Here is a 23177-nt window from a genome sequence, read left to right on the forward strand (position 1 = left end):
TGAACGAACTCCATTTCATCGGCCGGATGTACTTCACTGATTCGTCACAGCTTGCCCCGGACCACAACCACGCACCCCGCCCACCGGTCTAGGTTGTCGAGATCGCAACCGCGCCGGAAAGAGGGCACCCATGGGGGACATACGCAGAAGAGGAGCCGTCGCGCTCGGGGTCACGGGGCTGCTCGCCCCGCTGACGCTCGTGCTGGGCGCCGCGCCGGCCCAGGCCGCCACCTGCACCACGCAGGCCGGGCCGTACCAGAAGCAGGTCGAGAAGTTCCTCGGCCGGCCCGTCGACGGCCGGCAGTCGGCCGCCGACTGCCGGGCCATCCAGGCCTTCCAGAACAAGCACGGCATCACCCCGGCCATCGGCTACGCGGGTTCCGTCACCTGGGGCGTGATGGACCTCATGAACAAGCAGAAGGCCGTGGGCGACAACCCCAACGCGGCCGGCCGGTGCCCCACCAACAAGGGCCGGATCGCCTGCGTCAACCTCACCCTCCAGCTCAGCTGGATCCAGGACGGCAGCAGGCTCGTCTACGGTCCCGTCCCGGTCCGCACGGGCCGCAACGGGTACGAGACCCGCACCGGGCTGAAGAAGATCTACTGGCGTGACATCGACCACGTGTCGAACATCTACAACGTGCCGATGCCCTACAGCCAGTTCTTCGACGGCGGTCAGGCCTTCCACTCGGTCAACCTCAGCATGTGGAACCCGCCGGGCTCCCACGGCTGCGTCAACATGACCACGACCACCGCCAAGAAGTACTGGTCGCTGCTGAAGAACGGCGACGACGTCTTCGTCTACGGTCGCAAGCCGGGCACCTGACGGCACCCGGCCACCCGCCCCCGGGCTCAGCTCTCCGGCGCGTCTCCGAAGTCCGGGATCTCCAGCCGTATCCCGCCCTGCCGTGCCGACTCGTGCGCGACGATGCCCGGCAGGGTGTAGCGGGCCGCGACCCAGGCGTTCACCGAGGGCAGGGTGCGGGTGGTGACGGCCGTCACGAAGTCGTCCACCAGGAAGTGATGGCTGCCCTCGTGCCCGTTGTGCAGCTCGTCGAACGCGCGCGGCAGCCGGGAGCGGTCGTGCACGGGCGCCGAGCCGGAGGTGAAGGCGGCCCGCAGTTCCGGCGCGATGTGCTGGAGCGACGGGTCGTCGGGGGACAGGGTGGGCTTGGGCTCAAGGAGCTCGCTGATGTCCGTGACGCCCTTCTTGTCCTGCCAGAACGCCACCGTGGCGAGCTGCTCCATGCTCGCCTCCGTGCCGAAGAAGCGGAACCGCGACTCCCGGATGTGCGAGGGATAGCCCACCCGCCGGAACTCGTTCGTACGGAACGAGCCGCCGCCCGCCACCTCGAACAGCGCGGTCGCGTTGGAGACGTCGTTCCCGAACTGGCTGACGTCCTTGTCGAAGACGCCGTCGCCGCGCCCGTCCACCACCCCGATCGCCGACACGCTCACCGCGTGCGTCTTCCAGGCGCCGAGCACCCCGCCCACCGAGTGCGTCGGGTAGAGCAGTGGCGGATAGCTGGCGGTGGCCTTCCAGTTCTCGCCGCCGCTGTACCGGTACGCCTCGTAGAACCCCAGGTCCATGTCGTGGACGTAGTCGCCCTCGGCGTAGAAGAGCCGCCCGAAGGCGCCCTCGGCGATCCGGTTGCGGGCGTGCACGGTCGCCGGGTTGTACTGGCTGGTCTCGCCCATCATGTACGTCAGTCCGGTCGCCGCGACCGCGTCGATGATCGCCGCGATCTCCTCCGTGCTGATCGCCATGGGGACGGCCGAGTAGACGTGCTTGCCGGCGTTCAGGCCCTGGACCACCAGGGGGCCGTGGGTCCAGCGCTGGGTGAAGATCGCGACGGCGTCCACCGCCGGTGACTCCAGCATCGCCTCGTAGGAGGGAAAGGTGCCGGCCAGCCCCTGCGCGGAGGCGAGCTGCTCGGCCCGCTCGGGCAGCAGATCGGTGACGTACACGTCGCCGACGCCGGGGTGGGCCTGGAACAGCGTCGCGAACTGACCGGAGAACTGACCGGCGCCGACGACGCCGAGCGAGAACGTCATGGGAGGAATGCCCTTCGTTGACTGGGATACTTACTTTCGTTGCAAAAGAATCTGGTCGTCAAGAGGGCCGATGGTGAGCCCTTCGGTCCGTTTTCTCTTACCGGAGGCGGCCTGATATTTTTGCGGTGAAAGAAAGATCGCGCCTCCGGCCCTGGGGGAGACTGACCCGCATGACCGCACGTACCGCCAGCTGGCTGCCGCTGAGCCCCCAAGAGCGCTCGGTCGCGATCGAGGTGCTCGTCCACGGGCCGCTGTCCCGCACCGACCTCGCGCACCGGCTGAACCTCTCCGCGGGCAGCCTCACCCGGCTGACCAAGCCGCTGATCCAGTCGGGCCTGCTCGTCGAGGTGGCCGAGGCGGGAGTCCCGGCGGAGGTGCGGCAGGGGCGCCCCTCGCAGCCGCTCGACGTGGTCGCGGGCTCCCGCACCTTCCTCGGCTTCAAGATCACCGAGGACATGGTGTACGGCGTCGTCACCACCCTCAGGAGCGACATCGTCGCCCGCCACGACCGCCCGCTCACCAGCCATGAGCCCGCCGAGGTGGTCGCCCTCCTCGGCGAGATGACCGAGGAGCTGACCGGCGCGCATCCCGGGATCGCCGGTATCGGCATCGGGGTCGGCGGGTACGTCCGGGACCGCGCCGTGGTCGGCGAGTCGGTCTTCCTCGGCTGGCGGGACGTGCCGCTCGCCGCGCTCGCCGAGCGGCGCACGGGTCTGCCGGTGGTCGTCGAGAACGACGTCGCCGCCCTGGTCGAGGCCGAGACCTGGTTCGGCGCCGGCCGCGGCCTGGACCGCTTCGCCGTGCTGACCATCGGCGCCGGCCTCGGCTACGGACTGGTCCTCGGCGGCCTGCGGGTCCCGTGGGCCGAGGAGGGCCGCGGGTTCGGCCGCCACTGGATCGTGAACCCCCACGGGCCGCTCACGCCCGACGGGGAACGCGGCAGCGCGGTCTCGCTGCTGACCATCCCCAGCATCCGCTACCAGGTCCAGGCCGCCACCGGCCGCGCGTGGAGTTACGAGGAGATCCTCGCCCGCGCCGCCGACGGCGAGCCCCTGCCCGCCCGGGTCGTCGAGGAGGCGGCCCGCGCCCTGGGCACCCTGGTGGCCCAGATCGCCAACTTCGCCATGCCGCAGAAGATCCTGCTGGCCGGCGAAGGGGTCGGCCTGATGGAGGTGGCCGGCGTCACGGTCGCGGAGACCGTCCGCTCCCACCGGCATCCGCTGGCCACCCCCGTCGACCTCGAGACCAAGGTGTCCGACTTCCACGACTGGGCACGCGGAGCCGCCGTTCTGGCCATCCAGGTGCTGGTGTTGGGGGCCGGGAAGGATGAACGGGCCGATGGGGGTTGACAGATGGGGGTGTACAGGGGGACGTGATCAGTAACACGGTACGAAATGCCCGAATTATCCTTACTTACTCACGCGGCCTTCACCCCGGGAGCCGTATGCTTCACACCATGTCCACCACTGTTGAAACCGTTTCCGAGCGTTCGGCTGACGAGGTCAACGAGGAGATCCGGGCCCTGTGGCTGCGGTCGGGCGGGACACTGAGTGTCGAGCAGCGCGCGGAGTACCAGCGCCTCGTCCTGGAGTGGGCCGCCGCGGCTCCGCAGCCGCTGAACGCGGTCTGAGCCTCGTAGGCCGAAGCGGGCACCCTGACCGGGTGCCCTTTTCGTTTGCCCCGCTCAGCCCCAGGTCGCCGAGTAGTAGTCGCGGTAGGCCTTGCGGTCCTGTTCGGCGCGGAAGTAGCGGGTGGCGACCAGGGCGATCAGACTGCCGCCGATGACCAGCAGACCGGGACCGATGTTGTTGGGGTCGGTGAGCCGGGCGGCGAGGGACGTCCCGCCGCCGATGCCCGTCACCGGGGTCGTCGAGCCCGGCGAGGTCGAACCCGGCGCGATCGCCGCCTGGGTGGGGGAGAGGGACGGCTGGGGGGCGCCGGACGGAGAGGTGCCGCCGCCCTGCCCGTTGCCCGCGGGGGCGGCCACGATGAGCGTCACGCCCAGCTGTGCCAGGGCCCGGGTCACCGGCTGGAAGAACGTCGTCCCGCCCGTCGTGCAGTCGCCGCTGCCGCCCGAGGTGATGCCGAGCGCGACGCCCTCCGAGAACATCGGCCCGCCGCTGTCGCCGGGTTCGGCGCACACGTTCGTCTCGATCAGACCGCTGACCGTGCCCTCCGGGTAGTTCACCGTCGCGTCGAGCCCGGTGACCTCCCCGTCCTTCAGCCCCGTGGTGCTGCCGCTGCGGAACACCCGCTGGCCCACGGCCGCGTCGCCCGTCCCCGTGATGCGCACCCCGTTGCCGTCGCCGATCGCCACGACGTCGGCGCCGTCACCGGCCTTGCCGCTCGCGTACTGCACCAGCGAGAAGTCGTTGACCGGGAAGCTCTGCTGGACGGTCTGGCCCACCTGCTGCTTCGCCGTGTTGTCGGCGAACCAGGTCGATCCGGTCGGCCCGCAGTGCCCGGCGGTGAGGATGAAGTCGTTCGTCCCGTTGGTCACATTGAACCCGGCCGAACAGCGGCCGCCCGTCGACAGGATCGGCTGGGCGCCGTTGAGCCGGGTGGTGAACTCGCCCGTGGTGCGCTCCATCCGGACGTAACTGCCGATACCCGTCGCGGTCTTCGTCAGGCTCGCCCAGTCGGCGGCCGACACGGTGCTGTCGGCCTGCACGATGACCTCGTTGGTCTTGTAGTCCGTCACCCACGCCGTGCCGGGCACCGTGGGCGCCGAACGCAGCGTCGCCGCGGCCGACTTCAGTTCGTTCATGCTGTGGTCCACGAGCTTCGGCCGGGCGCCCGCCTTGCGCACGGTGGCGGCCGACCTGTCGTCCATGACCGCCACGACCGGGCGCCCCTCGTCGTCGAGCCAGGTCCCCGCGGTGCGCGCGGTGCCGAGCTTCTTGACCAGTGCCGCACCGGGGTTGGTGACCACGGACTCCGGTGCGGTGCGCGGTGTCGCCGAGGTCGCGGGCGTCTCGGTGGCCATGGCCGCCTGGGTGACCATGGTCCCGCCCAGGAGAAGTCCGCCGACTGCCGCCAGCCGTGTCACCCGCCGGACGATCCGTCGTCGTGCGTGCCTCATGCCCAGCTCCCGAAAACCCCGGTTGTGCGGCTCCAACACCGCGGGGCGCTCCGGTCGTTGAGTGCCCTCACCCCCATACGTGCGAGGGCCCGGTCATGTTCAGCCCGGAAGTGATCACCTCGCGGAGCCGTGTCAGTGTTTTCGGCCCACTCCACCGAACATCGCGACCTCCGCCGGCTCCGGCCCGTCCGTCCCCCGCTGCTCGGGCCGCCAGCGCGAGCACGACACCACGCCCGGCTCCAGCAGCTCCAGACCGTCGAAGAAGCGCGCCACCCGCTCGGGGGTGCGCTGGGTCAGCTTCGGGGTGCCGTGCTCGTTCCAGAACTTCACGGCCTCGTCCACGTCCGGCATCGCGGGGGTGGTGACGGTGTGCGACAGCACCAGATGACTGCCCGTGGGCAGCCGGTCGAGCAGCCGCCGCACCAGGGTGTACGGATCCTCGTCGTCGCCGACGAAGATGACCACGCCGAGCAGCATCAGCGCGACCGGCTCCGCGAGGTCCAGCGTCTTCTCCGCGTGTTCCAGGATCGCCTCGGTGTGGCGCAGGTCCTCGTCGAGGTAGTCGGTGCGGCCCTCGGGCGTGCTGGTGAGCAGGGCCCGGGCGTGCGCGAGGACCAGCGGGTCGTTGTCGACGTAGACGACCCGGGCGTCCGGCGCCAGCCGCTGGGCCACCTCGTGGGTGTTGTCGGCGGTGGGCAGTCCGGTGCCGATGTCGAGGAACTGGCGGATCCCTGCCCTGGTCACCAGATGGGTCACGGCACGGCCCAGGAAGAGCCGGTCGGCGCGGGCGTACTCACCGATGTCCGGGTGTAACTCCCGGATCCGGTCGCCGGCGGCCCGGTCGACCTCGTAGTTGTCCTTGCCGCCCAGCCAGTAGTTCCAGATGCGGGCGGTGTGCGGCTGGGTGATGTCGATACGGGAGTTCTCTGGCGTGGGTGTCAGGGATGACATGGGTTCGGCTCCGACGGCAGGAGGGGCGGACGGGGAGGTGTGCGATCAACAAGTAATCTATGCAAGGGAGTTGACACCCGGGGCGGGACCAGCGGAATCCGTGGCGGGATGCCCGGATTCCATCGCCGCGGGGCCGAGCCGGGCCCAGCTGCGCGCGTCGCCCCAGACGGCCGAGGCGTCGGTGTAGGGGCGAAGGAGAGCGGCGAGCGCGGGGTCGCCACGGCCGTTCAGTTCGTCGGAGGCGATGCTGCGGGCGATCCCGGCGAGGAAGTCGGCGAGCTGCACCCGGGCGTCGTACCGGGAGACCACGAGCCGCAGCCCGGCGAGTGCGATGCCCTGCCGCCGCGCCGTGCGCTCGATCCAGGCGATCCGCTCCGGTGTGAGCATGTTCTGCCGGTCGTGGACCAGCCGGACCGGCCGCCCGCCGCGGCTCCAGTGCGCCGCCGTACGCACGACGGAAGGGAGCAGGGGATTGAGCAGGGGGACGAGCGGGGGCCCCGCGGAATCGATTCCGTCCCGATAGGCGGCCGCCCGGGGCCGCGCGGTCGCCAGCCGCCCCAGAATGTCCGCCGCGGGCGTTCCGGAATACGCCCGCAGCAATCCGTCGACCGTGCGGAAAAACCCCTCCACGGGTTCCTCGGGCCCTTCCGCGGACCGTACGCGCAGCAATCGGTTGGCCGCCGCGAGGAATTCCCGCCATTCCTCGCCCGAGAAGGTGCGGGGCCCCTCACGGAAGAGCGCGTCGGCCGCCCCGGGATCGCCGAGCAGCAGGTCCGCGGTGCGGTCCACCACGAAGTACGTCTTCTCCACCAGATGCACATGGGCGTGCCCGAAGAGCGGCCCGGACTCCGACAGCAGCCATTCCAGGACCGCCCGGTGTTTCTCCCGCAGCAGGTGGTTCGCCTTGTACTCCTCGGCGGGGGAGCGGATACGGCCGCGGATCTCCCGCACCTGCGCGGCGGCGCGTTCCTCCGTGAGGCGCACACTGGCGTGGGCGAACACATCCGTGTTGCCGCCGGTGAGATTCTCCCCGTCCGAGCCGGACTCGTCGCACGCCACTTCCAGGGATGTCCCGTTCAGCCGATCCCAGGTCACTCCACAGCCCCCTATCTTGTGCCCCATGAACAGGATCCCGCACGAAACGTCCGGTGAGCCAAACCCTTTTCGGTCCGTCAACCTCGACCTGTTGCGCCGCCGTACGAGCATGAAATGGCGCACCCATCCGGCCGACGTCCTTCCGCTGTGGGTCGCGGAGATGGACGTACCGCTCGCCGAGCCCGTCGTCCGCGCGGTCACGGACGCCCTGGCGCTCGGCGACACCGGCTATCCGGCGGGCACGGCCTACGCGCGGGCGCTGGCCCGGTTCGCCGCCGAGCACTGGGACTGGCACGGGCTCGCGGTCGAGCGGTGCGCGATCGTGCCGGACGTGATGATGGGCGTCGTCGAGATGGTCAAGCTGGTGACCGGGCCCGGCGACCGGGTCGTGGTGAACCCGCCGGTGTATCCGCCGTTCTTCCAGTTCCTCGCCCATATGGACCGCCGGATCGCCGAGGCGCCGCTCGGCGCGGACGGACGGCTCGACCTCGCCGTCCTGGAGGAGGCGTACCGGCGGGCGGTCGCGGACGGCGGGCGGGCCGCGCATCTGCTGTGCAGCCCGCACAACCCGACCGGCACCGTGCACACCGCCGAGGAGCTGACCGCCGTCGCCGCCCTCGCCGAGCGGTACGGCGTCCGGGTGGTCGCCGACGAGATCCACGCCCCGCTCACCGCCGCCGGCGTGGACTTCGTGCCGTACCTGAGCGTGCCCGGCGCGGAGTCCGGGCTGTCGCTGATGTCGGCCTCGAAGGCCTGGAACCTGGCCGGTCTCAAGGCGGCCCTGGCGGTGGCGGGCCCCGAGGCCGCCGCCGACCTGGCCCTGCTGCCCGAAGAGGTCGCCCACGGCCCGAGCCATGTCGGCGTGCTCGCCCACACCGCCGCGCTGAGCGAGGGGACGGCCTGGCTGGACGCACTGCTGACGGCCCTCGACGCACACCGGCTGCTGCTCGCGGAGCTGCTGGCCGAGCACCTCCCCGATGTCCGGTACCGGCCGGGGGAGGGCACGTATCTGGCCTGGCTGGACTGCCGCGCCCTGGGCCTGGGGGACGACCCGGCCGCGGTCTTCCTGGAGCGCGGCCGGGTGGCGCTGAGCCGCGGGCCCGACTTCGGCACCGGGGGAGCCGGGCACGTCAGGCTGAATCTCGCCACTTCGCCCGAGATCCTCACCGAGGGGGTGCGCCGGATGGCTGCCGCGCTGCGTTCACGGAGATGAACGGAGGTGCTCATGGGGATGCGCCGACGAAGTCGCCGCCCGGCCGCCGTGCCCGCCGCCGCGGGCCTCGTCCTGGAGGGACGTCTTCGACGCCGCCCTGCTGCCGACCGTGCCCTTCGCGGCGTACCCCTTCTTTTCGGGGCGCTGGTGTTCCCGCCTGCCTAGGATGCGGGGCATGGATGACAAGGCGCTCGAACGGCTGGGAGCGGGCAAGTATCTGCTGATCACCAGCTACCGGAAGAACGGCAGCGGGGTCGCGACCCCGGTGTGGGTGGTGCGCGACGGGGACACGCTGGGGGCCTGGTCGGCCGCCGACGCCTGGAAGGTGAAGCGGATCCGGGCCCGCGGTGACGTCCTCGTCGGCCCCTGCGACGTACGCGGCAATCCCACCGGCGAGCCGGTCCCGGCCACCGCCGAGATCTGCGACGCGCAGACCACCGCCCACTACCGCACCCTGCTCGCCCGCAAGTACGGGATCCTCGGGCGGCTGACGCTCCTCGGCAGCCGACTGCGGCGCGGGCAGGACGGGACCGTCGGGATCCGCATCACGCTGTGAGCACGGAAAAGGGGGGCGTGGACCGCACGGTCCACGCCCCCCTCCGCATGCCGTTCCGTTCTTCGTCCTACGGCGCGTCCACGACCGTCCCCGTCAGCGCCTGCTGGCCGGGAAGCGGGTCGCCGTTCTCGTCGGTCAGCGCCAGCCGCATCGACTCGGCGGGCTCGGCCACCTGGTCCTTCACCGTGGGCACGGTGAAGTCGACGGTGGTCGCCCCGGCCGGGATGTTCAGCCACGCCCACACGTCCGCCTGGGACAGCGGGCGCTCCGGGTCGGCGGGGCCGTCGGCGTGGTCCGCGAGCCACTGCGGGTCCACGTCCTTGGTGGACAGCTCGGTGCCCTCGGTCACCGGCAGCACCCGCACCGGCGTCCACATGTCCACGCCGGCCGCCTCGGACAGGGAGATCCGCCAGCTCAGCGAGCCGCCCTCGGTCACCCGGTCGGCGATCGGCGTGAGCGACGCCGTCGGCGCCGGGTCGTCGTTGCGCGCGATGACGCCGCCCAGGTACGAGCCGACGACGGCACCGCGGACCGCCTTGGCGACGAGGTCGTACTGCTTGTCGTAGCCGAAGCGCGTGTCGCCCTTCACCACGACCGGCACGTCGACGGGCGTCGACCCGGGCCGGACCGTGACCAGCTTGTCCACGGTCCGTCCGGTGTCCGGGTCCAGGACGGTGAAGCGGACCTTGCCGGTGCCGTGTCCGGAGACCGCGACCGGGACGTGGTAGGTGCGGGTACCGGAGTCGCCCTCGTCGACCGACAGCCGGCCGATGTCGACGCGCGGCAGCCGGGCCGCCGTGACCGACGGGGTGCCGGGAGCCCAGCCCCAGGCGTCCATCAGCCAGGCCCGCCCGGAGCGCGAACGTGGAGTCAGTTCCAGCGACTTGACGTGCTCGAGGTCGAACCCGGCGCGGGTGGCCGCGGTGAGCGGCACCCGCACCTCGCGCGCCCAGTAGGAGGAGGTCCGCTCGGTGCCGGGCAGCCCGTCGGCCTTCACCTGGCCGAGCCGGGCGCGGTGACCGGCGGAGTCGGTGAGCGACACGTCCAGCTTGGTGCCGGTGGTGTTCGGCGGCACGAAGACCCGCAGCGTCAGATTCCGGGCGCCGGACAGCGAGAGCGGCCTGGCGGGGGTGACCTTCGTCGCCCTGCCGGGCGCCGACCACTTCAGCGCGACCGCGCCGCGGCCGGCCTCCTTCTCCAAGGCCCAGGTGGCGAAGTGCGGGGAGGAGCCGTGGGCGTCCGGCCCCAGGCAGGCCTTGGCCGGAGCCGGGTCCACCGCCGCGCACAGCCTGCCGCCGGACACCTTCACCCCGGCGTCCGGCAGGAATCCACCGGTACGGCGGGCGCCGACGGCGTGGGTCAGCACCCGGGCCGGGTCGGCCGAGGGCGCGCGCCGGCCGGTGCCGTCGAGCAGCGGGCGCACCCGGTCGTCGCCGGCCACGAACAGCCGGGCGGCCGCGGCGATGTAGGTGGCGCCCGCCTTGTGCTGCTGGTCGGCGGTCAGCCGGGTGCGGGTGCCCGTGGAGCACACCGGGTCGCGGTCCGTGCTCTCCGGGTCGTCCCAGAAGTCGTCGTTCGCGGGCGCCTGGGCCTTGCCCGGGGTCCACTCCGTGTTGAAGAAGTTGTGGTTGGCGCCGACCACGTACACGGCGCTGTGCAGGGCGGCGCCCTTGCTGACGCCGCGCGTGCCGTCGGCGTACACCTCGCCCTGGAGGTCGGAGACGTCACCGTCGCAGCCGGGCAGGATCGTCGCGGAGGGGACGTCGGCGACCGGGTTCTGGCCGAAGACCGTCGGGCCGATGAGGACGGTGCCGCGGATCTTCCAGCGGACCGGGCCCCGGTAGCCGTCCTGTGCGGCGGGCGCCCGGTAGAGGCTGTCCATCGCGGCCCGGTTGACGCCCTCGCCGCCGCGCGAGTGCCCGACGAGGAGGACGCGGTTCAGGTCGGCCTTCGGCGCGTCCCGTACGACCGCCGGTGCGTCACCCGGGTGCGCGGTCCAGCCTGCCCACTTCGCGAGGTGCTGCCGCACCAGCGAGGAACGGGCCTGGGCGCCGCCGTCCTCGGCCGCCCAGTCCTGGGCGTTGATGCCGTTCGCCGAGATCGACACCGTCACATAGCCCTGCGAGGCCAGCAGTTTCTGGTCCTGGAGATAGCCCTGGTAGCTCGGGATCGCCTTCAGCCCGGTGGGGCAGGGCCAGTCGCCGGTCACGCCGTCGTCACCTCCGCCCGGCTTGTAGCAGGTGGCGTGCCGGCCGTGCAGGAACAGCGCGAGCGGCCGCTTGCCGGGGGCGCCCTTCGGCGCGACCACCACGGCCTGCATCTCGACCGGCTCGGCGAAGCCGGGCAGCTTCACCGGGTCGAGGTCGTACTCACCGGTGACCGTGCGGTACGCGCCGGGCCTGCCGGGGTCCACGGAGTTGGCCGGGAGCGCGGCCGGCGGCCGCGCGGTTGTCAGGGAGTTCTTCGACGGTGCGCCGGAGTCCGCGCCGGCCTCGTCCAGCCGGCGTCCGGCCGCGAGGACCTGGAGGTCCGTCAGCGACGCGGCCCGGTCGAACGGGAGCCGGAAGGTACGGCCGTCCTTGGCCGCCTTCGGCACACCGAGCAGTCGGCCGCCCGCGTGGAACTCCACCCGGGCGTCCCCCATGGGCACGGTCCGCTCCGCGCGCCACACCAGCTGACGGGACGCGCCCTCGCCGGTGACGCGCCATCCCGGTGGCAGTCCGCCGTCGGAAGCGGCCGACGCCGATGGACCGGACGGCTGCTGGGCCTGGGCCAGCCCGGGTGTTCCCGCCAGTGCCGCGAGTACGGCCACGGCGGTGACACCTATGCGCCGGGCATGGAACAAGGGTCCCTCCTCACACTTCGCGTGTGGGCGCCCCGTCCTTACCGGGAGCGCCTCACGCCTCGAAGGAGGCGATCAGGGACCTGTGGGTTGCCTGTGGGGATCGAATCGGCCCGCGAATGACCGGAACTGAGCCTCCGTCACCCGCACGGGAGCCGGTGGCTAGTGGTGCCAGCCCCGGTACGGCTCGTCGATCAGCTGGAACACCGGCTCGCCGCGTACCGGGTCCTTCACCGTGGAGAGCCGGACGCGGTCGCCGCTGTGGATGCCGATGAGGGGGCCCATGACCCGGCCGCGCACGACGAACCCCTCGGTCATCTCGACCAGCGACACGTTCCGCGCGGAGGGGGTGTTGCGGTGGACGACGGTGGCGTGGCGGACCGTCCCGACGCCCTCGCTGCGCTCCGTGCGCAGATCGCTGCCCTGGCACACCGGACACAGCAGCCGGTGGTACATCGAGGTGCCGCACCAGGTGCAGCGTTGGAAGAGGATCGCCTCGCCGTCGGCCCTCGCGCGGTCGAGCAGCCCCGCGGAGGAGCCGGCTGCCCGCTGAACGGCGCTTCCTGAGTAGTGGTACACGCTGGTCAACTCCCTGCCCCGGGCCGGAATCCCCCGTGCGCGGCTCACCCGTGCACGGACGTGCCCGGTCACCGTGCCACCGTGCACGGGCTCAGCGTATGGCACTCAGTGCCAGGCGTAAAGGTACTGCGTACCCACAATGTGGGGCGGATTCAGGTCCGGCCGAGCGTCGTCTCGATCTCCTGCACCACCCGCCACAGCGGCGCCCCGCGCCGCGACACCACCACGACCACGTCCTCGGGGTGTCCGTCGGCCGGGGGCGCGGGCGCCGTGCCGAACGCGGACTGCACATACCCCAGCGCATGGTCCACGGTGGCGGTCGCGTCGCCCTCGCCGTCCGAACGCAGCCAGGACCGCAGGGCGTTGTTGTGCGCGGCGACCACGGCCGAGGCGATCACATCGGCCCGCAGGCTGCTGTCGGCCCCGCCGGCGAAGCGGCCCCGCAGATACGCGGCGAGGGCGCGCTCGTAGCGCCACACCACCGACAGCTCGTACGCGCGCAGCCCCGGCACCTTCTTGGTGAGCCGGTAGCGCTGCACGGAGAAGGAGGGGTTCTCGGCGTACATCCGCAGGACGAGCCGGGCGCCGTCGCACACGCGCCGCACCGGCTCCGCGTCCGCCTCGCTCGCGGCGAGGAAGGCGGTCATGTCGGCCAGGCACCGCTCGTGGTCGGGGAAGACCACGTCCTCCTTGGAGGGGAAGTAGCGGAAGAACGACCGCCGGCCGACGCCCGCGAGGGCCACGATGTCGTCGACGGTGGTCTGCTCGTAGCCCCGCTCCAGGAACAGCCGGAAGGCCGCCGCCACCAGGGCGTCCCGCATGGGCGGCTTGGCCTCCGCCTTCTCAGTGGCGCTCATGGACGGAACGTAACATCCGAGGCCCTCCGGTGGCACTCAGTTCCCTCCGGTCGCCGCCGGACAGGGAACTGAGTACCTGGCACGGAGTGCCGGGAAAGCGGGGGCTCAGAGCCGCTCGGCCGCCTCGACGACGTTCGTCAGCAGCATCGCCCGGGTCATCGGGCCGACGCCGCCGATCGGCGGGGCGAAGGAGCCGGCGACATCGCCGACATCGGGGTGGACGTCACCGAGGACGCCCTCGACCGTGCGGGTCAGGCCCACGGACAGCACGGTCGCGCCCGGCTTGATCCAGTCCGGCCGCACCAGATGGGCCACCCCGGCGGCGGCCACCACCACATCCGCCTCCCGGGCGTGCGCGGCGGTGTCCTGGGTGGCCTCGTGGCACAGGGTCACCGTGGCGTGCTCGGTGGCGCGGGTCAGCATCAGGCCCAGCGGGCGGCCGACCGTCACACCGCAGCCGATGACGCAGAACTGCTGACCGGTGATCGCCACGTTGTTGCGGCGCAGCAGATCGATGATGCCGCGCGGGGTGCACGGCAGCGGCCCGGGGATGCCCAGCACCAGCCGGCCCAGGTTCGCCGGGTGGAGCCCGTCGGCGTCCTTGACCGGGTCGATCAGCTCCAGCACGGCGTGGGTGTCGATGTGCGCGGGCAGCGGGAGCTGCACGATGAAGCCGGTGCACGCCGGGTCGGCGTTCAACCGCAGCACCGCGGCCTCGACATCGGCCTGGGAGGCGTCGGCGGGCAGCTCCACCCGGATCGAGGCGATGCCGACCTGGGCGCAGTCCCGGTGCTTGCCGCCCACGTAGGAACGGCTGCCGGCGTCGTCGCCGACGAGGATCGTGCCCAGACCGGGGGTGATGCCGCGCTCCTTCAGCGCCTCCACGCGCAGGGAGAGTTCGTTCTTGATGTCGGCCGCGGCGGCCTTGCCGTCGAGAAGAGTTGCGGTGGTCACGGAGTGGACGAGCCCTTCGGGAGAGAAACGACGGTCCTGTCATCGTACGACCCCTGCGTCACCCTCCCCGCAGGAGCACCCACCACCCCGGCGTAACCTTTCCGCACCGCCGACCAGCCCCAGGAGCCCCCCGTGCCGTCCGCCCGCCCCCGTCTCCTCTACGTCACCGACCTGGCCTACCCGGCCCGTGGGCGGCGCTACGGCGACGAGGACGTCCGGCTCACCTCCCGGCTGCGCGCCGACTTCGACCTCGCCCTGTGCCACCCCCTGGACGCGGCGGCCCTGATGGACGGCTTCGACGCCGTGATGGTCCGCAACAGCGGGCCCGTCCTCGGCTACCAGGACGCCTACGACGCCTTCCGCGAGCGCGCGCAGCGGGACGGCGTCCGCGTCTACAACCCGCTCACCGGGCGCGCCGACATGGCCGGCAAGCAGTACCTCCTCGACCTCTGCGCCCAGGGGTACCCGGTGATCCCCACGGTCGACCGCGCCGAGGAACTGCACCGCCTTCCCGAGACCGACCGGTACGTCGTCAAGCCCAAGCTGGGCGCGGACTCGCTGGGCCTCAGGATCGTCACCGCGGACGACCTGCCCGCCCTGGCCGACGGCGCCGTCCTGGTCCAGCCGTGCGTCGACTTCGCCTACGAGGTCTCCTTCTACTTCGTCGACCACGACTTCCAGTACGCCCTGTACGCCCCCGACCCCGGCCGCCGCTGGGAGCTCCGGCCGTATGCACCCACCCCCGCCGACCTGGAGTTCGCCCGCCGTTTCATCGACTGGAACACCCTGGCGTACGGCATCCAGCGCGTCGACGCCTGCCGCGCTCCCGGCGGCGAGCTGCTCCTCGTCGAACTGGAGGACCTCAACCCCTATCTCTCCCTGGACGTCCTCGACGACGCCGGACGGGACGCGTTCGTCGCCGCGACCACGCGTTCCCTGCGCCGCTTCCTGACCGGCTGAACCCGTCCGCCCGTCCGCCCGTATCTCTCCCCGGGGACACGGAACGGAGGGAGACCAGGGTGCCGACACCGGCCGAACCCGGACAACCGCAGGAGCGCAAGGTCGTGGAGCCCATCCGGGTCCTCAGGCCCCGCAACACCGACGCCCTGGCGGACCTGTTCCGCGAGATGACCGAACTGACCAAGGAACCCGTCTCCTACGAGTCGATCCCGATGCAGGGGCTGCCGGGCGGCACCGACGAGCCGGCGACGGAGCAGCTCCCCCCGGTGGAGCACTGGACCGACACCGTCCCCGCGCCCGACGCCGACGGCCACGATCCCGCGGGACCGGCGACGGAACCGGTCGTGGGCCAGGACTGGGCGGCCGAACAGCACCCGCACGAGCCCGCCGACCCGGGCACCCACGGGCATGTGCACGGGTCCGCCGCGGTGCAGGACACCGCGCCCCAGCCCGGGTGGGGCGAGCACGTCTCGGCCATGCCCTCGACGGCTCCGGGCGGGCGCCCCGCGTACGGATCCCGCCCCTACGGACCCCCTCCGGGGCGGACCGGCACCGGCCGGCGCCCGGGCGGTGGGTACCCGGGGGCGTCCGTTCCGCGTGGTGCGCGCGGGCGCGACGACGAAGGGTCCGGCAACGGGCTGCGCCGGGCGGCCATCACGATCGGCGTGTGCGCCGCGGCGCTCGTCGGCTTCGCCGGTGCCCTCCTGGTGCCGGGCCGTGGCGGCGAGGCGGCGGCGGAGACCGTCCAGCCGCAGCCGAGCGCCACCCAGCCGGACACCTCCTCGTCGGCCGACCCCGACGGCGCCGGCACGCTGCGGGAGGGCGACAGCGGCGCCGAGGTGACCGACCTCCAGCAGCGGCTGCTGAAGATCCCCGACGTGTACCGCGACGGGGCCACCGACGGTCAGTACAACGCCACCCTCACCGAGGCCGTGGCCCGCTTCCAGCTCTGGTACGGCATCCGGGGCGACGAGGACGGCGTGTACGGCGACGACACCCGTCAGGCCCTGGAGTCACGCACCGGCGGCTGACGCCAACGGTCCGACACAGCACGCGTCAGCCTCGCGGCCGGGCGCCGGGGCGACCGCGACGCCCGGATGGCCGGGCGGCTGGGCTGCCGGGGCGCAGGGGGTGCCGGGCTGCCGGGTGCTTGGTACCCGGGCCTGTGGAACCGTAAGGCGGTCGGCCGTGATGCCCGGATGGCCGCGAGGCCGGGGCGACCGCGATGGCCGGGCCGCGGGCCGCTGGGCTGCAGGGGCGCGGAACGGACCCGCGCGGTGGCGCAGCACGCCGAGCGTGACCTCGGCCGGTTCCCGCACGGCCGCGGTGGCGGCCAGCTCCTGGAGCCGGTCCATCTCCGCGCGCTGACGTGCCACGACCCGGGTCAGGGCGGACTCGCTCGTCACGCCTTGAGCATGGCACAGGTGTGCGGCCACGATCAGGGCCTTCGCCGGCGCCGTGGCAGCAGCCGACGCCGGGGCGCTCAGCGGCCCGCGTGGGACTCGATCAGGGCCTGGGTGACACAGCGGACGCTGCGGGCGATGTGCTGGAGCTGCATGAGCTCGGCGGCGTACAGCTTGATGGTGTGCTCGATGACCGACTCGGGCATGCCCAGCCGGGGCAGGTCGGCGCGCGCGGTCTGCAGGGCGGTGCGGGCCACCCGGATCTCCTGCTGGACCTGGATCTGGGCGTGACGGCCCAGCAGCACCGGCTGACGCAGCATGAGCGGGTAGCTCGCGTACCGGGCGGGCACCAGCTCCCGCAGCCACTTCGCGGCCGAACGCTCCCAGTCGTAGCTGCCGGGGGTCTTGACCTGGCACGGCCAGTCCGGGCTGATGCGCTGCGTCGTCGTCAGAGTCATGGTCATCGCTTCCGGGTGTGCGGCGTCGGGACGGGTGGTCCGACGGGGTGGGGCGGCCCCGGTCCAGGGGATGACCGAGGCCGCCACGGGCGCTCGCGCGAGCGGCGCCCCGAGCACCCTGGGCGCCGACGTGGGTAGGGGACGACGGCTTCGGGTGCCCGTACAGGAGCCCTGAGCGGGCGGGTGCGGCCGTGAGCAGTATTTATATATACCGACGGGTTTGCAAGGCGTATGAAAACATTCATGTGCGAAGTGCCCGCAATGATCCCTCTGCCCTTTTCCGGGGGAGGGGGGTGGTCGGGGCGGCCGGGGGTGGCCGTTTCACTCGCGCAGGAAGAACTGGTGCTGCTCGGCGATCTGCTCGTACTCCTCCAGCCGCGCCTGGGTGCGCTCCGGGCCCGCGTCGGTCATGGCCTGGAGCAGCGCGGCGGCCATCACGCCGGGGGCGGCGTAGGAGTCGAACACCAGCCGGGAGCCGGTGCCGCTGGCGAAGGTGACGTCGGCCTCGTCGGCCACCGGGCCGAGGGCCAGATCGGTGATCAGCGCGACCTTCAGTCCGGCGCTGCGCGCGACCCGTACCGCCGTCAGCGTCTCCTGCGCGTGCCGGGGCATCGAGAACGCCAGCACCCAGGTCCCGCCCGCCTCCCGGGACTGCAGCAGAGCGTCGTAGGCGACGCTGCCGCCCCGGGTCACCAGCCGGACGTCGGGGTGGACCCGGCGTGCGGCGTAGGCGAAGTACTCGGCGAGCGAGGCCGAGATCCTCAGGCCCAGGATGGTCAGCGGCGTCGACTGCGACAGCGCCCGCCCGACCTCGATCACCCGGTCCGGGTCGGACAGGTCCCGCCGCAGGTTCTCCAGGTTCTCGATCTCCGCGTCGACCGCCGCCTGGAGCTCGTTGCTGCGGTTCGCCTCGTCCGGGGCGGGCCCGCCGGCCAGGGTGCCGAGCGCGATCGACTGGAGCCTCTCGCGCAGCGCGGGATAGCCGCTGAAGCCGACCGCAGCGGCGAACCGGGTCACCGAGGGCTGGCTGACCCCCACGCGGTCGGCGAGGTCGGTGATCGACAGGAACGCCGCCTCGGTGATGTGCTCGATCAGGTACTGGGCGATGCGCCGTTGTCCCGGTGACAGATGGGGCCCGTCGAAGAGGGCCCGGAGCCGGGAGGTCGGGGACACCTCCGCTTCGGGATCCGTCTTGCCCGAGGTGATCGCTGATGCCTGTGCGCGTGCCTGTTGCGGCGATGGCACCGATGCGCCTCCTTTGTCTCCCACGCAGCTCAACATAGCTCACGGAGCGTGCGGGACAGCGTGCCCGAGCCCCTGCCCGTCGCACACCCCGCCGGCCGTCACCGCTGGTAAATCGTGATCGAGTGACCGACCTCGTCCACCTCGTGGCTGGACCGGATCAGCCGGGCGAGCCGCCCCCTGGCCCGGGCCACGGCCGAGTCCGACACGGCTACCACCCCGTGCACCGAGCGCAGCGGGGCGTGCCGGGGATCGGAGGAGTGGATGCCGTACCACGAGGGCACTCCGCTGCCCTTGTAGACGAGCCAGATCCGTTCGCCCGCGTACCGTCCGCGCAGCCGGACCGCGAGCCGGCCGAGGTCCTGGCCCCAGTCCACGTTGGAGTCGTGCAGCCGCAGACGCGTCTTCGCCGGCCCGCCGAACGCCTCGTTGGAGTACGGCAGGTAATAGGGGAACGTGCGCAGCGAGCTGACGGCGACGAACGCCACCAGCGTCCAGGTCGCCACCCGCCGCCACCGCCACCGCACCGCCAGGACGCAGCCGCCGGCCACCGCCAGGAACATGGGCAGGAACACCGCGTACCGGGTACCGAAGTTGCGCGACCCGGTCATCGCCGCGGCCAGCAGGACCGCCGCGGGGACCAGGACGTACGGCGCCGCGGGCCGCAGCCGCCGTACCGCCACCAGGGCGGCCGCGCCCGCCGCCCACAGCGCGAGCATGCCGAGCGGGGTCTTCACCACCAGCGCGACCGGCAGGTAGTACCAGCGCGACCCGGAGTACACGTGCCCTAACAGGAACCCCGACCAGGTCTGGTTCTCCAGCCCGAACTGCATCTGCATGCCGTCCCGGTACGCCTCCGGCAGGGGCAGCAGCCGGACCAGCAGCCCGCGCAGCCCGTGCACCACGGGGACGTGCGTCTGCCGGGGATCCCAGCGCAGCCGGGGGTCCACCACGAGATATGTCAGCCAGACGACGGCCACGGCGGTCACCGCCACCACGGCCGCCGCGGCCGCCGCCCGGCGCACCCGCCGCGGTCCCACCGACCAGGCCGCCAGCGCCCCGCACACCGGTACGGCGGGCAGGGCGCTCATCTTCGTGGCGAGGGCGGCGCCGAGCGCGGCCCCGGCCAGCGGCAGGTACCGCCGGGCCCGTCCGGAGCGGCGGGCCCGCCACAGCAGCCAGGCCGAGGTCAGCAGGAAACCGGCCGCCGGGACGTCCAGCGTCGCCAGCGAGCCGTGCGCGATCACATCGGGGGAGAAGGCGTACAGGGCGAGCGCGGCCAGGGCCGGGACCGGCCCGGCGAGATCACGGGCGAAGGCGAACACCACGAGCCCGAACAGAAGCGTCAGGACGATCACGGGCAGACGCGCCCACAGCATCAGCCGCCAGGGGTCGTTGCCCGATTCGTAGAGCAGATGCCGGCCCGCGGCGGTCTGGCCGCCGGTGAAGTCCGGGTCCACGTGCGGGTCGGCGAGGGCCACACCGGCCGCCACGACCAGCTTGCCCAGGGGCGGGTGCTCCGGGTTGTACCGGATCCGGTGCTCGTGCAGATAGTCGGCGGCCGTGGCCACATAGACCGGCTCGTCGATGGTCGGCGTCTGCTGCACGGCCGTGGTCACCATCACCGCCGCCATCTGGGCGAGGAGGAGGCCCGCGAGCAGCGGTACGAGCCAGGCTCTGCGGCGTGCCGGGGCCGGGGGGCGCGGGCCTGCCGCCGCCGTGCCGGTGACCGGTCGCGGGACCGTGTCCGTGTGCTGGGTGTGCTTCATCGCGTGCCCCGCGGTGTCACCCGCGGGGCTTCGGCGGGAGCGGTCCGCGGTGGCCACAGGGCCACTGTGCACCGGCTCCCGCCTTCAGGGGCGTTACCGCTTCAGGAGTCGTACCGACAGACCGTCCGCCGTGTACACAGGTACGGCGCGCAGGGTGGCGGAGTTCAGCTCCACCTTGTCGAACTGGCCGCGCAGCGCGCAGGTGTCGATCACCGGGACGACGTCCCCGGCGCGGGCGGGCTGCTTGTCGTCCAGGCGCAGCGACAGCACCGAGCCCTGGCCGAGGGTGACCCGGCCCGACACGGTGAGCGCGGCGCTGTGGTCGTGGCGCAGCGGAAGCTCCAGCGTCGCGCCCTTCGACTGCGTCCAGGTGCCCCGCACCCGCACCGGCTGCTCCGCGCGGACCGTACCGCCGGTGAGCCGGACGTCGCCCTGGCCGAGCGCGTTCGCGTGCCCCGCGACGAGGGTGCCCTCCTCCACGACCGTGCCGCCGTGGTGGCGGTTGTGGCCGGTCAGGGTGAGCGTGCCGGAGCCGCGCTTGGTGAGGGAGCCGTCGCCCTCGATGTCGTTGCGCCAGGCGTCGGCCGCGTGGAAGCCGCCCTTCGCCGCGTCCAGGGTGACCGTCACGTCGGAGTCGAAGGCGCCGTAGCCGTCGGCGGCGGCGAACAGGTTCAGCCGGCCCCACTGCTCGAAGCCGTCCAGCAGCACGTACCCGGAGGGCAGCGCGGTGGTGCGCAGCACCTCGCGGCGCTGCTCGGCGGTCAGATACGGCTGGCGGGTCTCCAGCAGCACCTCGGCGCCCTTGGGCACGGTCAGGGGCTCCGTGCGGCCCTGGCGCTCCAGGACGTACGTCAGCCGCGGCTCGGCGGCCCGCCGGTTGGCGTCCCGGTCGGCGTACTTGTCGGAGGCGTCCGCGTGGGCGTAGGCGAACAGCGTGTCGGCCGTCGTGCCCGTCCTGGCGGTGAAGTAGGCGAGGGCCTGGGCGCGGGCGGCGGCCTTCAGGTCGGCGTTGGCCGGGTCGGCGAGGGTGGCCGCGGCGAGCGCGGTGGCCATGATGCGGCCGCCCATGACGTCGACCGTGGAGTGCATGCCGGACATGATCCGGGTGTGGCTGAGCTCCAGGGCGCGGGCCACCAGCTCCTGGAACCGCTCGGGCACGGCGTACGCGAACGCCAGCGCCGCCAGGTGGAAGGCGTTGGTGTGGCCGCTCGGGAAACCGCCGTCGTCGGTCGCCGAGGTGCCGCGCTGGCGCAGCAGCTGGGGGACGACGACGACCTTCGAGTCGTAGACCGGGTAGCCGAGCGCGTCGGTCGTCCCGGTGTCGACGACCTCGCTGTCCTCGTTCATGCGCCACGGCCGCGGGTACTGGAAGGCGTACTTGCCCGGGTTGCCCGAGGCGTACGGGCCGCGCACGGTGTCGACCAGCTTGGCGACCAGACCGAGGTCCGAGGTGTACGAGCCGGCGCCGAGCGCGGAACCGGCGGGCGCGCCGGCCGGCACGGCGTCGCTGATCGTCGTCGCGGGCGTGGTGTCCGGCGCGCTGGTGATCGACGTGACCGCGAGGGAACCGGCCTTGTACAGGTCGGCCAGGGTGCCCAGGCCCGCGATCATCGCGTAGCTCTGGTGCTGGCGGTCGTAGACGAACGCCTCCCGGCCCTGAGCCTCGGTGCGCGCGCCGGTGAGCGCGGCGCAGTAGCGCATGTTGGCGCGCAGGATCTCCGGCCGCAGCGGGGTGCCGGTGTTCCAGGCCGAGCCGGTCTTCCATATCTGGGCGAAGCCGCCGAGGACCCGCACCACGGCGTTGGTCTCGGGCGTGAGGTTCGTCAGGACGTTCGTCTTGTAGTCGTCGACGAACGGCAGCGGGCTCGTGGCGGCCTTGGCGTCGGCGGCGCCCAGCCAGGAGACCAGCGTCGGCGCGGCGACCAGGGCCGCCGAGCCGCCGAAGGAGACCTTCAGAAAACGCCTTCTGTTCACGGCCGAGGGGGAGTGGAGCCCGGCGGGTGACGGCATGGGTGTGCCTCTCTTGAGTTCTGCGGCCAGGGGGCCAGAGGGAAGAGATGTGATCACGTGCGGCTCGTGGGCCTGATGACGACTCCTGAGCCGGATGACGCGTACGAGCGAAGATCTACGGCCGGGCTGTGTCGCTTCCGCGAGGGCCCGGCGACCGGTACATGTCCTGCGGGTGAACGTGAGAGCGGTTTCTCGCAGGAGCGCGGTTTCTCGCGGGAGCGTCGTCTCTCACAGCAGCGCCCGCGCGAGCGCCACCGCACCCAGGACCGGCGGCCCGGTCAGCGGCCGTGCGCGCGCTCCCGGCACGGCGGCCCGCAGCGCGCGGGTGAAGGCCTCGAAGAGCGCGGGCTGGTGCAGGATCGTGCCACCCGCCACCACCACGTCGTCGACCGGGACCCCGCGGGCGGCGAGCCGGGCGACGAGCGCGGCGAGCGCCCCGCCCCCCTCGGCGATCACGGCACGGGCGAGCGCGGAGCCGGCGTCGGCGGCCGCGAAGACCACGGGGGAGTGCCGGCCCCACTCGGCGGAGGCGCTCTGCGCGCCCTCCAGCGCCGCGCCGAGCGCGGGCACCTCGGGCACGTCGAACGCGGCGACGAGACCGGCCGCGAGGGCGTCCGGCTCCTCACCGCGGTCGTGGGCGGCCCATACGGCCCGGGCCGCCTCCCGGACCAGGCCGGCGGCGCCGCCCTCGTCGCCGAGGACCGCGCCCCAGCCGCCGACCTGCACGGGGGTGCCGTCGGGCAGCAGGCCCACCGCGACCGAACCGGTGCCGGCCACCAGGCCGGCCCCCTTGTCCAGTCCCGCGGCGGGCACGAGAAGCTCGGCGTCGCCCACGATGTGCGCGGGAACGCCGAGAAGGTCCTGAACGGCGGCGCGGATCTGCGCGCACTGCCGGGGGGTCTCGCAGGCGTGCGCCCCCACGGCGAGCGCGTCGGGGCGCACGCCCGGGGGCAGCGACTCGTGGACGAGCCGGGCCAGCCAACGGGCGGCGGCCGCGGTGTCGTGCGGCCGCCAGCCGCTGCTCGGCCCGACCCGGTCGGCCACGACGTCATCACCCGCCATCGCGCGGAGATGCGTCTTGGTACCGCCCACGTCGACGCCGACCACGAGGGGGCGCGAAGGGGGAGAGTCCTGCACGGATCCTCTTTCGT

At 72.7% G+C, this 23177-nt stretch carries 20 protein-coding genes; 7 read left to right on the forward strand and 13 right to left on the reverse strand.

Annotation, left to right across the window (positions count from 1 at the left end):
- Positions 1-130: 130 nt before the first annotated feature.
- Positions 131-826 carry a L,D-transpeptidase gene (locus ACYQ8Q_RS40915; protein ID WP_460071989.1) on the forward strand — a complete coding sequence of 232 codons (696 nt, stop codon included), beginning with the start codon at positions 131-133 and terminating at the stop codon, positions 824-826.
- Positions 827-852: 26 nt separating this feature from the next.
- Here the strand turns inward: ACYQ8Q_RS40915 and ACYQ8Q_RS40920 are convergent, their stop codons facing one another.
- A complete protein-coding gene (locus ACYQ8Q_RS40920; RefSeq protein WP_460071990.1) occupies positions 853-2055 on the reverse strand; it encodes a Gfo/Idh/MocA family protein in 1203 nt (400 codons plus the stop codon).
- Between the two features lie 170 nt (positions 2056-2225).
- Here ACYQ8Q_RS40920 and ACYQ8Q_RS40925 point away from each other — a divergent pair, with 170 nt between their 5' ends.
- Together ACYQ8Q_RS40925 and ACYQ8Q_RS40930 are read left to right on the forward strand one after the other, a co-directional pair.
- Positions 2226-3404 carry an ROK family protein gene (locus tag ACYQ8Q_RS40925; protein WP_460071992.1) on the forward strand — a complete coding sequence of 393 codons (1179 nt, stop codon included), beginning with the start codon at positions 2226-2228 and terminating at the stop codon, positions 3402-3404.
- Between the two features lie 95 nt (positions 3405-3499).
- Complete coding sequence (locus ACYQ8Q_RS40930) at positions 3500-3685, forward strand: hypothetical protein (protein WP_460071993.1); 186 nt, start codon at positions 3500-3502, stop codon at positions 3683-3685.
- Positions 3686-3739: 54 nt separating this feature from the next.
- On the opposite strand, the gene ACYQ8Q_RS40935 is transcribed toward ACYQ8Q_RS40930, so the two are convergent.
- From ACYQ8Q_RS40935 to ACYQ8Q_RS40945, 3 genes are all read right to left on the reverse strand, one after another.
- On the reverse strand, positions 3740-5137 hold the full coding sequence (locus ACYQ8Q_RS40935) for a S1 family peptidase (protein ID WP_460071995.1): 1398 nt from the start codon (positions 5135-5137) through the stop codon (positions 3740-3742).
- A gap of 132 nt (positions 5138-5269) precedes the next feature.
- Complete coding sequence (locus ACYQ8Q_RS40940) at positions 5270-6088, reverse strand: SAM-dependent methyltransferase (protein WP_460071997.1); 819 nt, start codon at positions 6086-6088, stop codon at positions 5270-5272.
- A gap of 57 nt (positions 6089-6145) precedes the next feature.
- The gene (locus ACYQ8Q_RS40945) at positions 6146-7183 is read right to left on the reverse strand and encodes a hypothetical protein (RefSeq protein ID WP_460071999.1); all 1038 of its coding nucleotides are present in this window, start codon (positions 7181-7183) and stop codon (positions 6146-6148) included.
- Positions 7184-7208: 25 nt separating this feature from the next.
- Here ACYQ8Q_RS40945 and ACYQ8Q_RS40950 point away from each other — a divergent pair, with 25 nt between their 5' ends.
- On the forward strand, positions 7209-8396 hold the full coding sequence (locus tag ACYQ8Q_RS40950; RefSeq protein WP_460072001.1) for a MalY/PatB family protein: 1188 nt from the start codon (positions 7209-7211) through the stop codon (positions 8394-8396).
- Between the two features lie 175 nt (positions 8397-8571).
- On the forward strand, positions 8572-8952 hold the full coding sequence (locus tag ACYQ8Q_RS40955; RefSeq protein ID WP_460072002.1) for a PPOX class F420-dependent oxidoreductase: 381 nt from the start codon (positions 8572-8574) through the stop codon (positions 8950-8952).
- 67 nt (positions 8953-9019) lie between these two features.
- Here ACYQ8Q_RS40955 and ACYQ8Q_RS40960 read toward each other — a convergent pair whose 3' ends face one another.
- The 4 genes from ACYQ8Q_RS40960 to ACYQ8Q_RS40975 all read right to left on the reverse strand — a co-directional run bounded on the left by ACYQ8Q_RS40960 (position 9020) and on the right by ACYQ8Q_RS40975 (position 14184).
- On the reverse strand, positions 9020-11797 hold the full coding sequence (locus ACYQ8Q_RS40960) for an alpha/beta hydrolase (RefSeq protein ID WP_460072004.1): 2778 nt from the start codon (positions 11795-11797) through the stop codon (positions 9020-9022).
- Positions 11798-11956: 159 nt separating this feature from the next.
- The gene (locus ACYQ8Q_RS40965; RefSeq protein ID WP_460072006.1) at positions 11957-12373 is read right to left on the reverse strand and encodes a Zn-ribbon domain-containing OB-fold protein; all 417 of its coding nucleotides are present in this window, start codon (positions 12371-12373) and stop codon (positions 11957-11959) included.
- A gap of 152 nt (positions 12374-12525) precedes the next feature.
- The gene (locus tag ACYQ8Q_RS40970; RefSeq protein WP_460072008.1) at positions 12526-13230 is read right to left on the reverse strand and encodes a TetR family transcriptional regulator; all 705 of its coding nucleotides are present in this window, start codon (positions 13228-13230) and stop codon (positions 12526-12528) included.
- Positions 13231-13335: 105 nt separating this feature from the next.
- Positions 13336-14184 (reverse strand): bifunctional methylenetetrahydrofolate dehydrogenase/methenyltetrahydrofolate cyclohydrolase, encoded by an 849-nt coding sequence (locus ACYQ8Q_RS40975; protein ID WP_460072009.1) that lies wholly within the window; start codon positions 14182-14184, stop codon positions 13336-13338.
- Between the two features lie 132 nt (positions 14185-14316).
- Here ACYQ8Q_RS40975 and ACYQ8Q_RS40980 point away from each other — a divergent pair, with 132 nt between their 5' ends.
- Together ACYQ8Q_RS40980 and ACYQ8Q_RS40985 are read left to right on the forward strand one after the other, a co-directional pair.
- Entirely contained in the window at positions 14317-15144 is an 828-nt protein-coding gene (locus tag ACYQ8Q_RS40980) for an ATP-grasp domain-containing protein (protein WP_460072011.1), read from the forward strand.
- A 59-nt stretch (positions 15145-15203) separates the two neighbouring features.
- Positions 15204-16175, forward strand: coding sequence for a peptidoglycan-binding domain-containing protein (locus ACYQ8Q_RS40985; protein WP_460072013.1), 972 nt, complete (start codon positions 15204-15206; stop codon positions 16173-16175).
- 452 nt (positions 16176-16627) lie between these two features.
- On the opposite strand, the gene ACYQ8Q_RS40990 is transcribed toward ACYQ8Q_RS40985, so the two are convergent.
- From ACYQ8Q_RS40990 to ACYQ8Q_RS41010, 5 genes are all read right to left on the reverse strand, one after another.
- Positions 16628-17011, reverse strand: coding sequence for a hypothetical protein (locus ACYQ8Q_RS40990; RefSeq protein ID WP_340374187.1), 384 nt, complete (start codon positions 17009-17011; stop codon positions 16628-16630).
- Positions 17012-17326: 315 nt separating this feature from the next.
- Complete coding sequence (locus tag ACYQ8Q_RS40995; RefSeq protein ID WP_460072016.1) at positions 17327-18250, reverse strand: MurR/RpiR family transcriptional regulator; 924 nt, start codon at positions 18248-18250, stop codon at positions 17327-17329.
- A gap of 98 nt (positions 18251-18348) precedes the next feature.
- Positions 18349-20016, reverse strand: coding sequence for a phospholipid carrier-dependent glycosyltransferase (locus ACYQ8Q_RS41000; RefSeq protein ID WP_460073701.1), 1668 nt, complete (start codon positions 20014-20016; stop codon positions 18349-18351).
- A 93-nt stretch (positions 20017-20109) separates the two neighbouring features.
- Positions 20110-22026, reverse strand: a complete 1917-nt coding sequence (locus ACYQ8Q_RS41005) for a phosphatase PAP2 family protein (protein ID WP_460072018.1) — start codon at positions 22024-22026, stop codon at positions 20110-20112.
- Between the two features lie 228 nt (positions 22027-22254).
- Positions 22255-23088: a BadF/BadG/BcrA/BcrD ATPase family protein gene (locus tag ACYQ8Q_RS41010; protein ID WP_460073702.1), complete on the reverse strand. Its 834-nt coding sequence runs from the start codon at positions 23086-23088 to the stop codon at positions 22255-22257.
- Positions 23089-23177: the final 89 nt, after the last annotated feature.

This window comes from Streptomyces sp. YKOK-I1 (genome assembly GCF_054660435.1).

What these genes read in the sequence shown, in the direction of transcription:
- ACYQ8Q_RS41005 (WP_460072018.1), bottom strand. Translation starts at nt 22,026, where the DNA reads ATGCCGTCACCCGCCGGGCTCCACTCCCCCTCGGCCGTGAACAGAAGG.
- ACYQ8Q_RS40925 (WP_460071992.1), top strand. Translation starts at nt 2,226, where the DNA reads ATGACCGCACGTACCGCCAGCTGGCTGCCGCTGAGCCCCCAAGAGCGC.
- ACYQ8Q_RS41000 (WP_460073701.1), bottom strand. Translation starts at nt 20,016, where the DNA reads ATGAAGCACACCCAGCACACGGACACGGTCCCGCGACCGGTCACCGGC.
- ACYQ8Q_RS40950 (WP_460072001.1), top strand. Translation starts at nt 7,209, where the DNA reads ATGAACAGGATCCCGCACGAAACGTCCGGTGAGCCAAACCCTTTTCGG.
- ACYQ8Q_RS40935 (WP_460071995.1), bottom strand. Translation starts at nt 5,137, where the DNA reads ATGAGGCACGCACGACGACGGATCGTCCGGCGGGTGACACGGCTGGCG.
- ACYQ8Q_RS40990 (WP_340374187.1), bottom strand. Translation starts at nt 17,011, where the DNA reads ATGACCATGACTCTGACGACGACGCAGCGCATCAGCCCGGACTGGCCG.
- ACYQ8Q_RS40955 (WP_460072002.1), top strand. Translation starts at nt 8,572, where the DNA reads ATGGATGACAAGGCGCTCGAACGGCTGGGAGCGGGCAAGTATCTGCTG.
- ACYQ8Q_RS41010 (WP_460073702.1), bottom strand. Translation starts at nt 23,088, where the DNA reads ATGGCGGGTGATGACGTCGTGGCCGACCGGGTCGGGCCGAGCAGCGGC.
- ACYQ8Q_RS40970 (WP_460072008.1), bottom strand. Translation starts at nt 13,230, where the DNA reads ATGAGCGCCACTGAGAAGGCGGAGGCCAAGCCGCCCATGCGGGACGCC.
- ACYQ8Q_RS40940 (WP_460071997.1), bottom strand. Translation starts at nt 6,088, where the DNA reads ATGTCATCCCTGACACCCACGCCAGAGAACTCCCGTATCGACATCACC.
- ACYQ8Q_RS40915 (WP_460071989.1), top strand. Translation starts at nt 131, where the DNA reads ATGGGGGACATACGCAGAAGAGGAGCCGTCGCGCTCGGGGTCACGGGG.
- ACYQ8Q_RS40930 (WP_460071993.1), top strand. Translation starts at nt 3,500, where the DNA reads ATGCTTCACACCATGTCCACCACTGTTGAAACCGTTTCCGAGCGTTCG.
- ACYQ8Q_RS40920 (WP_460071990.1), bottom strand. Translation starts at nt 2,055, where the DNA reads ATGACGTTCTCGCTCGGCGTCGTCGGCGCCGGTCAGTTCTCCGGTCAG.